Source organism: Neobacillus mesonae (assembly GCF_001636315.1).
Classification (GTDB): Bacteria; Bacillota; Bacilli; order Bacillales; family Cytobacillaceae; genus Neobacillus; species Neobacillus mesonae.
The window spans coordinates 2,720,932-2,731,202 of the sequence record NZ_KV440949.1; the positions used below are offsets into that span (position 1 = coordinate 2,720,932).

Below are 10,271 nucleotides of genomic sequence, written 5' to 3' on the forward strand. Positions count from 1 at the left end.
TCAAGTAAATTAAAGTATGGTATTATGTTTTCATGTAAAAATAGAAAATTCCTTTAAAAGTGAGTGATAGAGTTGATTTTCGTTTTTGACGTTGGGAATACAAATACAGTACTTGGTGTTTATAAAGGTGATGAACTTAAATATCATTGGCGGATTGAAACAAGCCGGAACCGTACGGAAGATGAGTTTGGTATGAGTATCAAAGCATTATTTGAGCATGCAGGTCTTTCGTTTTCCGACATCGATGGAATTATTATTTCCTCGGTAGTACCGCCGATCATGCTTGCATTAGAACGGATGTGTCAAAAATATTTCCATACCAAGCCCCTTGTCGTTGGGCCGGGAATTAAAACAGGTCTTAATATTAAATACGAAAATCCTAGAGAGGTTGGTGCAGACCGAATTGTGAATGCGGTGGCAGCGATTCATGATTATGGCAGTCCGTTAATTATCGTTGATTTCGGTACCGCCACGACTTACTGCTATGTAAATGAAGACCGTCAATATATGGGCGGCGCGATTGCCCCGGGAATTGGCATTTCGACAGAAGCCCTATACTCTAAAGCCGCTAAACTGCCGCGAATTGAAATTACACGCCCTGAAGGGGTTATTGGCAAAAATACAGTTGCTGCGATGCAGGCCGGCATAGTATATGGATATGTAGGACAAGTTGAGGGAATTGTTAAACGGATGATGGACCAAGGGGAAAAGAAGCCGACGGTTATCGCTACAGGGGGGCTTGCTCCGTTAATTGCCCAAGAGTCAACGATTATTGATGTCGTTGATCCATTTTTAACATTAAAAGGATTGCAGCTTATCTATAAACGCAACATGGGGAACTCTAAGGAGTAGAATCGGCATTGAAGCGGTTGTTTACTGCTGACACAATGGAAAGCAAGAAAGAGGGTTGAATTAAATGAATGATTATTTAGTAAAGGCATTAGCCTATGATGGTGCTATTAGGGCCTATGCTGTTCGGACAACGGAAACCGTCACTGAAGCACAGCGGCGCCACCACACATGGCGAACAGCATCCGCGGCGCTCGGTCGGGCAATGACTGCAGGTGTGATGATGGGGGCAATGCTGAAAGGTGATGAAAAGCTGACGATTAAAATTGATGGCGGCGGGCCGCTTGGACCCATTCTTGTCGATAGTAATGCGAATGGTGAGGTTCGCGGTTATGTAAGCAATCCAGAGGTGGATTTTGAGTCAAATGACTTCGGAAAGCTCGATGTCCGCCGCGCGGTCGGTACAGATGGAATGCTCGCCGTTGTAAAGGATATTGGGCTCCGTGATTTCTTTTCCGGCCAGGTTCCGCTTGTTTCTGGGGAACTGGGCGAGGATTTTACCTACTATTTCGCTACCTCAGAACAGACACCATCATCTGTTGGCGTCGGGGTATTGGTAAATCCCGATGATACCATTTTGGCAGCAGGAGGTTTTATCCTGCAAATTATGCCGGGTGCAGAAGATACTGTGATTACGAAACTAGAAGAACGTCTAAAAACAATTTCGCCAATTTCGACGTTAATTGAACAAGGCTTAACACCAGAAGAAATTCTATATGAGCTTCTTGGCGAGGATCATGTTAAAATCATTGAAACAATGCCAATCAAATTCCAATGTACCTGCTCGAAGCAGCGCTTTGCCGATGCCATTGTCGGGTTAGGCAAAGCCGAAATTCGGTCCATGATCGATGAGGATGGACAGGCAGAAGCACACTGCCACTTCTGTAACGAAAAATACCAATTTTCCAAAGCTGAACTAGAGCAGCTTGAACAGGAAGCGAAATAAGATGTTTAAAGCACAGGGGGGAAAACTTCTGTGTTTTCTTTATAAAACTGATAAAAATACCAATTTAAATTGATTGACAAAGTCAGTATAAAATTGGTAAATTATAAGTATATAAAACCAATAAAAATACTCGGAATAGGGGTGCCTACGATATGGTACGTGTTGCAAATTCAGTTGCCGAGTTAATCGGTCAAACGCCTATTGTTAAACTAAACAGATTAGCAGATGAGAATAGTGCAGAAGTTTATCTGAAGCTTGAATATTTTAACCCGGGCAGCAGCGTAAAGGACCGTATTGCCTTAGCAATGATCGAAGCTGCAGAGGAAAAAGGCCTAATTAAACCAGGCGTCGATACGATTGTCGAACCAACTAGCGGAAATACAGGAATCGGGCTTGCTATGGTTGCAGCGGCAAAAGGCTATAAAGCGGTATTCGTTATGCCTGAAACAATGAGCTTAGAAAGACGAAACCTGCTTCGCGCTTATGGTGCCGAGCTGGTGTTAACACCTGGCCCGGAAGGAATGAAAGGCGCCATTGCAAAAGCGGAAGCGTTGGTAGAAGAAAACGGCTACTTTATGCCGCAGCAATTTAAAAACGAAGCCAATCCAGAAGTTCACAAAAGAACAACGGGGGCAGAAATTGCTGAACAAATGGATCAGCTCGATGCCTTTATTTCCGGAATCGGTACAGGAGGAACCATTTCTGGTGCTGGAAGCGTTCTTCGCGAAAAATTCCCAGATGTAAAAATTATTGCAGTTGAACCGCAGGATTCCCCTGTTTTATCAGGAGGAAAACCAGGGCCGCATAAGCTGCAGGGTCTTGGTGCAGGGTTTGTGCCTGACACCTTAAACACTGAAATCTATGATGAAATTATTCAAGTGAGCACTGATGAGGCATTCGCTGCTTCCCGGCGCGCTGCGAGAGAGGAAGGAATTTTAGGCGGAATTTCTTCAGGTGCTGCCATTCATGCGGCAATAGAAACAGCTAAAAAACTTGGTAAAGGTAAAAAAGTACTGGCGATTATTCCGGATAACGGAGAACGCTATTTGAGTACAGCTCTATACCAATACGATGCAGAATAATCATAACCAGAGGCGCCGGCGCACTGCCGGCTTCTTTTTTTATAGAAAAAATGATTCCACAATAAATTTCATGTATTATAAAAGAAGTGAAATTTAATACAAGACATGGGGGGAATTAGGTTGAAGACAGCTGCGGGAAAGATTCAATGCGGCCCATATACGTTAGATTTCACCAAAAAAACTTACGTAATGGGAATCTTGAATGTGACACCGGATTCCTTTTCGGATGGCGGTAAATTTAATGAAATTGAGCGTGCAGTAGAACACGCAAAAGAAATGGTAGAGAATGGAGCTGACGTTATTGATGTCGGCGGAGAATCGACGCGTCCTGGGCATACAGTTATTTCAGTGGAAGATGAGATAAAGCGCGTCGTTCCAGTGATTGAAGCACTGGTCAAACATGTTGAAGTTCCAATTTCCATTGATACCTATAAAGCAGAGGTTGCAAAGCAGGCGATTAAGGCCGGTGCCCATATAATCAATGATATTTGGGGTGCAAAGGCAGATGACCAAATGGCTTCTGTGGCAGCGGAGTATGATGTCCCAATCATTCTTATGCATAATCGCCATGAACGGGATTATCAAAACTTTGTCAGGGATGTCATCAACGATATATTTGAAAGCGTCATGATGGTCAAAAAAGCAGGCGTCAAAGATGATAAGATTATACTCGATCCAGGAATCGGCTTTGCCAAAGACTATCACGAGAATATTCTGATGATGCAAAATTTGGACAAGCTGGTGATGCTCGGTTACCCTGTTTTATTAGCAGCATCGCGAAAGAGAATGATTGGAGAGGCGCTGGGTCTCCCTGTAGATGAGAGAATGGAAGGTACAGGGGCGGTCCATTGCTACGGAATTCAAAAAGGCTGCCAAATGATTCGGGTTCACGATGTCAAAGAAATAAGCAGAATGGCAAAAATGATGGATGCGATGATGGGGAAGGGGGAAGTCCGTGGATAAAATATATGTGAACGGGATGGAGTTTTACGGCTATCACGGGGTGTTTCCAGAAGAAAAGGTGCTTGGGCAGCGTTTTAAGGTGGATTTAGCTGTGGCTGTGGATCTGAAAAAAGCAGGGGAAACCGATGAACTAGAGTACTCTGTTAACTACGCTGAGTTATACCAAATATGCAAAGAAATCGTGGAAGGAACACCATATAAACTCGTCGAATCCGTTGCTGAAAAAATTTCTGCGGCTGTTCTGGCCGATCTTCCGCTTGTTCAACAGGTGGAGGTTAAGTTAATCAAGCCAGATCCGCCTATTCCAGGCCATTATAAGTCTGTTGCGGTAGAAATTATAAGGAGTAGATAAAATGGAGAATACAGCCATTATTGCTCTTGGTTCAAATATCGGCGACCGTTACCAAACAATGATGCAGGCGATAGAAAAACTGACAGCCGTTGCAGACGTAAAATTGGTAAATACATCCTCCGTTTATGAAACAGACCCCGTTGGCTATGAAGACCAGGATGTATTTTTAAATATGGTTATTGAGGTAAAAACGGATTTAGACGCTTTTGCGTTATTAGACCGATGTTTAAATATAGAATTAGAGCTTGGAAGGAAAAGGGAAATTAAATGGGGACCGAGGACAATTGACCTTGACATTCTAACGTATAATCAAGAAAATATTAATCATGCGAAACTAGTTGTCCCGCATCCTCGGATGTTGGAACGTGCATTCGTGTTGGTCCCGCTTATAGAAATGAAACCTGAGATAAAAGTTCTTGGGACGGATAAGCCTATTTCAGCATCTTTAGATGAATTACCTGATAGAGAAGGAGTCCGATTATGGAAGCGGAAAAATGGGGAAGACGGATACGAGCATATCGAAAGCTAAAGGGTTATACACAAGAAGGCTTTTCAAAAGAGCTAGGTGTTTCGGTCTCTATTTTAGGAGAAATAGAACGCGGCAATCGTCTGCCAGCAGAAGAACTGCTTGAAAAAATAGCTCACAGCTTAAAAATAAGTATAGATGATTTAACACCAAAGGATTTATAAAGGAGGTAAAGTGTGTTAAAAATCGGCAATATTGAAATGAAGAACCCTGTGGTTTTAGCGCCAATGGCAGGTGTCTGTAACTCAGCGTTTCGGTTGACGGTTAAAGAGTTTGGCGCCGGTTTAGTATGCGCTGAAATGGTCAGCGATAAAGGGATCGTTTTAAAAAATAAAAAGACGATGAATATGCTGTATATTGATGAGCGGGAAAAACCATTAAGCCTGCAAATCTTTGGCGGTGAAAAAGAAACGCTGGTTGAAGCTGCTAGATTTGTCGATCAACATACAAATGCTGATATTATTGATATTAATATGGGCTGCCCGGTACCAAAGATCACAAAATGTGATGCCGGTGCTAAATGGCTGTTGGACCCGAACAAAATCTATGAAATGGTTTCTGCTGTTGTTGAAGCGGTAGAAAAGCCTGTTACTGTGAAAATGCGGATGGGCTGGGACGAGGACCATATCTACGCTGTTAAAAATGCTCAAGCGGTTGAGCGAGCAGGCGGTAAAGCCGTTGCGCTTCACGGCAGAACACGCATACAGATGTATGAAGGAAAGGCCAACTGGGACATTATTCGTGAAGTAAAACAATCAGTTAACATTCCGGTAATCGGGAATGGTGATGTGCAGACACCACAGGATGCTAAGAGAATGCTAGATGAAACTGGTGTTGATGGTGTCATGATCGGGCGTGCCGCACTTGGAAACCCATGGATGATTTACCGTACGGTTCAGTATTTAGAGACCGGAAAATTAATGGGCGAGCCTTCTGTACGCGAGAAAATCGATGTCTGCCTGCTCCATTTAGACCGCTTAATTGCTTTGAAAAACGAAAACATAGCTGTCCGGGAAATGCGCAAGCATGCTGCCTGGTATTTAAAAGGTATCCGCGGCAATGCAAAGGTGCGTAATGGTATTAACGAGTGTAATACCCGCGATCAATTAGCAGATCTATTAAACGAGTTAGTTTTAGAGGCAGAAGCCAAGGAACAAAATCAGGCAATTGTTGGCTAAGTTGACACTGATAGGCTCTTTTTCTATAATTAATATGTTTACTTTATAGGCTGCCAGTGGAATAACTGGCAGTTTTTATTTGTGTGAAACATTTTTGATGTCTGAAAACCAAAGTTTGTGTAAAATAATAGAAGTGTAAAGCAAAAAGCGGAAACGCCAGTTTAGCGACGTATGGACTCCTCGAAAAAGCTAATGCTTTTTCTTCGTGCGATGTCTATGCTGTTGAAGACCGAAGTGGACTAGTCGCTTGGCGCTGTAGCCGGATTCAGATAACTATGTTAAAGTTTTAGTTAAAATGATAGTACGCGTTTTTACTAGCGTTTTACATAATTATAGTAATGGAGTGGATAGTAGTGAGTCAGGAAGAATTAAATGACCAATTAATCGTCAGACGTGAAAAAATGGCTGAAATGCGTAAAAGCGGGATCGATCCATTCGGCAAGCGATTCGAGCGGACCCATAACAGCCAGGAATTGATTGAACAATATGGACAAATGGAAAAGGAAGAGCTGGAAGCGAAGAATACAGCTGTAACTCTTGCCGGCAGAATTATGACAAAACGCGGCAAAGGAAAAGCAGGGTTTGCCCATATTCAGGATTTGACTGGTCAAATTCAAATATATGTAAGACAGGATGCTGTTGGTGAAGAACAATATAAAACCTTTGATTCGGCCGATTTAGGAGATATTGTCGGGGTTCACGGCTCCTTATTTAAAACAAAAGTGGGCGAATTATCGGTTAAGGTAGAAAACTTTGTGTTTTTAACAAAAGCACTTAGACCGCTGCCGGATAAATTCCATGGTCTAAAAGATGTTGAACAGCGATATCGTCAGCGTTATTTAGATTTAATTGTCAGCCAGGAAAGCAAAGAAACATTTATTACCCGAAGTAAAATTATTCAATCGATGCGCCGTTATTTGGACAACCATGGTTATTTAGAAGTAGAAACGCCAATGATGCATGCGATTGCCGGCGGGGCAGCAGCGCGTCCGTTTATCACGCATCATAATGCGCTTGATATGGAATTATATATGCGGATTGCAATTGAATTGCATTTAAAACGATTAATTGTTGGCGGTCTTGAAAAGGTATATGAAATTGGCCGTGTATTCAGGAATGAGGGTGTTTCTACCCGACATAATCCAGAATTTACGATGATTGAGCTTTATGAGGCATATGCAGATTTCCGCGATATTATGAGTCTTACTGAAAACCTGATTGCTCATATTGCCCAAGAGGTTCTGGGGGCTACCACCATTCAGTACGGTGATTACGAAGTAAATCTTAAGCCGGAATGGAAAAGACTCCATATGGTAGATGCGATTAAGGAATATACGGGAGCTGATTTCTGGAAAGAGATGAGTGTCGAAGAAGCCCGTGCACTTGCAAACGAACATGGAGTAGAAATCAATGAAAATATGCTCTATGGACATATTGTTAATGAATTCTTTGAACAAAAGGTAGAGGAAAAACTCATCCAGCCTACATTTATTTACGGCCATCCGGTAGAAATTTCACCTCTTGCAAAGAAAAATGAAGAGGACTCACGTTTCACGGATCGTTTTGAATTGTTTATTGTCGGGCGTGAGCATGCCAATGCCTTTACTGAGCTTAATGACCCAATTGATCAGCGCGAGCGTTTTGAAGCCCAGATAAAAGAACGTGAGCAAGGAAATGATGAAGCTCATGAAATGGATGAAGACTTTGTGGAAGCGTTAGAATATGGAATGCCGCCAACAGGCGGACTGGGAATCGGTGTAGACCGCCTGGTTATGCTTTTAACAAACTCACCGTCTATTCGCGATGTGTTATTATTCCCATTAATGCGCCACCGTTAATAAAAATAAAAAGCGCCCATTTGGGGGCTGTAGACAAAATGGGGAAGGAGCTTTGCTCCTTCCCCATTTTGTCTATTTAATCGATATTCATTAGTTATCCCACATTTCTTTTCATCTCTTTGGTGCTAATTCATCACCTTAATCATCCTTTTTAGATTTAATGCCAACGCTGAAAAGAGACATTGTTCATGAATTTTTTCAATGCCCCTTTTATAGATTTTATAAAGGTTGTGTTTAATTTTCATGGTTCCGAAGGAACCTTCGCACCAAACTCTTCTTAATTTTTGAACCAATTTATATTTTTCTGTTTTTGTTCTTCGAAAATTTTCTTCTAATAGCTCATGAGCTATTGGCCTAGAGATGGTTCTTCTAGTAGCGGTTTTTCCAAAGCATTGTTCTCTAAAAGGGCAGACTTTACAGTCTTTCATTTTTGCAGAATATGTTTTGTAATATTGTCCATTTGTGCTACTAAGATGAGTAAAACACAACTCCTTATGATTTTGACAAGTATATGTATCAGTATCTTTGTTATAGGTGAATTCTTTATGGGAAGTTGTTTTATAAGCTGTGTCATACTGAATGGGGCTTATATAACCTGTGATTTCTAATGTTTTTAACCCATGATGAATTGGAGCTGTATCATACCCTCGGTCAGCCCCCACACAATTAATATCTAGGTTAAACTTATCCTGTATTACTTTTAATCTCTCTATAAAGGGCTCACAATCATTAATGTTGCCAGCACTTGGATGAATATCGACTATGATTCCATTTTCTGTATCAATACTTGTGTGTGCTAAATAATGAGGTCCAGATGGCTTACCTGGCCGACTTAATAACCCTGAATCAGGATCAGTTTTTACAACAGATCGTGTTTCAGTATTTGAAACCTTCGGTTTCCTGCCTCGTTTCTTATTGCCAGATTCTATTCTTTTCTCTTCAAATTCTTTCTCGATCCTTTTGGCTTCTTCTTCAAGGGTATTTATATATTGAGAAGGAGTCTTTTCGACAACTACCTTCTCAATTTTACCTTTTGCAGCACTAGCTTTTATATGGGTAGAATCTGAAACAATCACTTCTCCAGTAACTAAGCCTTTCTCTATGCAGAGCTTAACAATGTAATCAAAAATTTCTTGGGTAACGTTACTATCCTTAAATCTTCTACGACGATTCTGACTAAATATTGAATGATCCGGTACTTTATCAGTTAAATCCAGTCCTAAGAACCAACGATAAGCAATATTTAAATTAACTTCTTGTTCAAGCTCCCGCTCTGAATCAACATTAAAAAGGTACCCAATTAATAGCATCTTAAATAAAAGAACAGGATCAAGAGATTTTCTGCCAAGCTTCGAATAATACTTTTCCATTTTGTTGTATATAAAAGTAAAATCTATCTTTTCGTTGATTTGACGGAGAATATGATTTGATGGAACAAAGGTATTTAAATCAATAAACTCCATTTTACTTTGATAATCATCTTTACGACCCATCATAAGAAATTCCTCCCATAAAAAAACCTGTATAGAATAAAATTCTACACAGGTTTCTGAAATTCCTATTAGATTGTCAACAGCCCCATTTGAGGCGCTTTTTTTTACTTGTATTTTAGGCTTGATATTAGAAAATTACAATTTTAACATTATCCTAAAAAAACTATTGCAGATTGATATTAATGGTGGTATATTTATATTCGTTGTTGCGAGACAACATCTCTTCTTAAAAAATAAGAAGAAAAAAAGTTATTGACTTTTGGTTGATAACTTGATATGATTATAAAGTCGCTTTCGAGCGATGTGATAGTAATTGTTCTTTGAAAACTAAACAAACAAAAACGTCAACAAACAATAATTATTCATCTCTTTATGAGATGAAGCCAACGTAACATTTATGAGCTAATCAACTTTCTTGGAGAGTTTGATCCTGGCTCAGGACGAACGCTGGCGGCGTGCCTAATACATGCAAGTCGAGCGAACTTGCGGGAGCTTGCTCCCAAAAGTTAGCGGCGGACGGGTGAGTAACACGTGGGCAACCTGCCTGTAAGACTGGGATAACTTCGGGAAACCGGAGCTAATACCGGATAATTCTTATCAACACATGTTGGTAAGCTGAAAGTCGGTTTCGGCTGACACTTACAGATGGGCCCGCGGCGCATTAGCTAGTTGGTGAGGTAACGGCTCACCAAGGCAACGATGCGTAGCCGACCTGAGAGGGTGATCGGCCACACTGGGACTGAGACACGGCCCAGACTCCTACGGGAGGCAGCAGTAGGGAATCTTCCACAATGGACGAAAGTCTGATGGAGCAACGCCGCGTGAGCGATGAAGGCCTTCGGGTCGTAAAGCTCTGTTGTTAGGGAAGAACAAGTATCGGAGTAACTGCCGGTACCTTGACGGTACCTAACCAGAAAGCCACGGCTAACTACGTGCCAGCAGCCGCGGTAATACGTAGGTGGCAAGCGTTGTCCGGAATTATTGGGCGTAAAGCGCGCGCAGGCGGTCCTTTAAGTCTGATGTGAAAGCCCACGGCTCAACCGT

General features: G+C 41.6%; 10 protein-coding genes and 1 rRNA gene (1 of these 11 running past the window's edge). 10 read left to right on the forward strand and 1 reads right to left on the reverse strand.

Features of this window, described 5'->3' with window-relative positions; genetic code table 11:
• Positions 1–72: 72 nt before the first annotated feature.
• From A6749_RS12810 to lysS, 9 genes are all read left to right on the forward strand, one after another.
• Positions 73–852, forward strand: coding sequence for a type III pantothenate kinase (locus A6749_RS12810; protein WP_066390006.1), 780 nt, complete (start codon positions 73–75; stop codon positions 850–852).
• Positions 853–916: 64 nt separating this feature from the next.
• Complete coding sequence (gene hslO, locus A6749_RS12815; protein WP_066390010.1) at positions 917–1,795, forward strand: Hsp33 family molecular chaperone HslO; 879 nt, start codon at positions 917–919, stop codon at positions 1,793–1,795.
• A gap of 152 nt (positions 1,796–1,947) precedes the next feature.
• Positions 1,948–2,877 carry a cysteine synthase A gene (gene cysK / locus A6749_RS12820; RefSeq protein WP_066390013.1) on the forward strand — a complete coding sequence of 310 codons (930 nt, stop codon included), beginning with the start codon at positions 1,948–1,950 and terminating at the stop codon, positions 2,875–2,877.
• Positions 2,878–2,982: 105 nt separating this feature from the next.
• Entirely contained in the window at positions 2,983–3,840 is an 858-nt protein-coding gene (folP, locus tag A6749_RS12825) for a dihydropteroate synthase (RefSeq protein WP_066390015.1), read from the forward strand.
• The gene (gene folB / locus A6749_RS12830; protein ID WP_066390017.1) at positions 3,833–4,192 is read left to right on the forward strand and encodes a dihydroneopterin aldolase; all 360 of its coding nucleotides are present in this window, start codon (positions 3,833–3,835) and stop codon (positions 4,190–4,192) included. Before folP ends, folB begins: the two co-directional genes overlap by 8 nt.
• A gap of 1 nt (position 4,193) precedes the next feature.
• Positions 4,194–4,721 (forward strand): 2-amino-4-hydroxy-6-hydroxymethyldihydropteridine diphosphokinase, encoded by a 528-nt coding sequence (gene folK, locus A6749_RS12835; RefSeq protein ID WP_066390019.1) that lies wholly within the window; start codon positions 4,194–4,196, stop codon positions 4,719–4,721.
• Positions 4,673–4,882: a helix-turn-helix domain-containing protein gene (locus A6749_RS12840; RefSeq protein WP_066390021.1), complete on the forward strand. Its 210-nt coding sequence runs from the start codon at positions 4,673–4,675 to the stop codon at positions 4,880–4,882. Before folK ends, A6749_RS12840 begins: the two co-directional genes overlap by 49 nt.
• 12 nt (positions 4,883–4,894) lie before the next feature.
• A complete protein-coding gene (gene dusB / locus A6749_RS12845; protein ID WP_066390023.1) occupies positions 4,895–5,896 on the forward strand; it encodes a tRNA dihydrouridine synthase DusB in 1,002 nt (333 codons plus the stop codon).
• Positions 5,897–6,249: 353 nt separating this feature from the next.
• Positions 6,250–7,734, forward strand: a complete 1,485-nt coding sequence (gene lysS, locus A6749_RS12850) for a lysine--tRNA ligase (RefSeq protein ID WP_066390025.1) — start codon at positions 6,250–6,252, stop codon at positions 7,732–7,734.
• Positions 7,735–7,859: 125 nt separating this feature from the next.
• On the opposite strand, the gene A6749_RS12855 is transcribed toward lysS, so the two are convergent.
• Positions 7,860–9,230, reverse strand: a complete 1,371-nt coding sequence (locus A6749_RS12855; protein WP_066390027.1) for an IS1182 family transposase — start codon at positions 9,228–9,230, stop codon at positions 7,860–7,862.
• A 409-nt stretch (positions 9,231–9,639) separates the two neighbouring features.
• Here A6749_RS12855 and A6749_RS12860 point away from each other — a divergent pair.
• Positions 9,640–10,271: ribosomal RNA gene (locus A6749_RS12860) — 16S ribosomal RNA — on the forward strand (it continues 918 nt past the right edge of the window).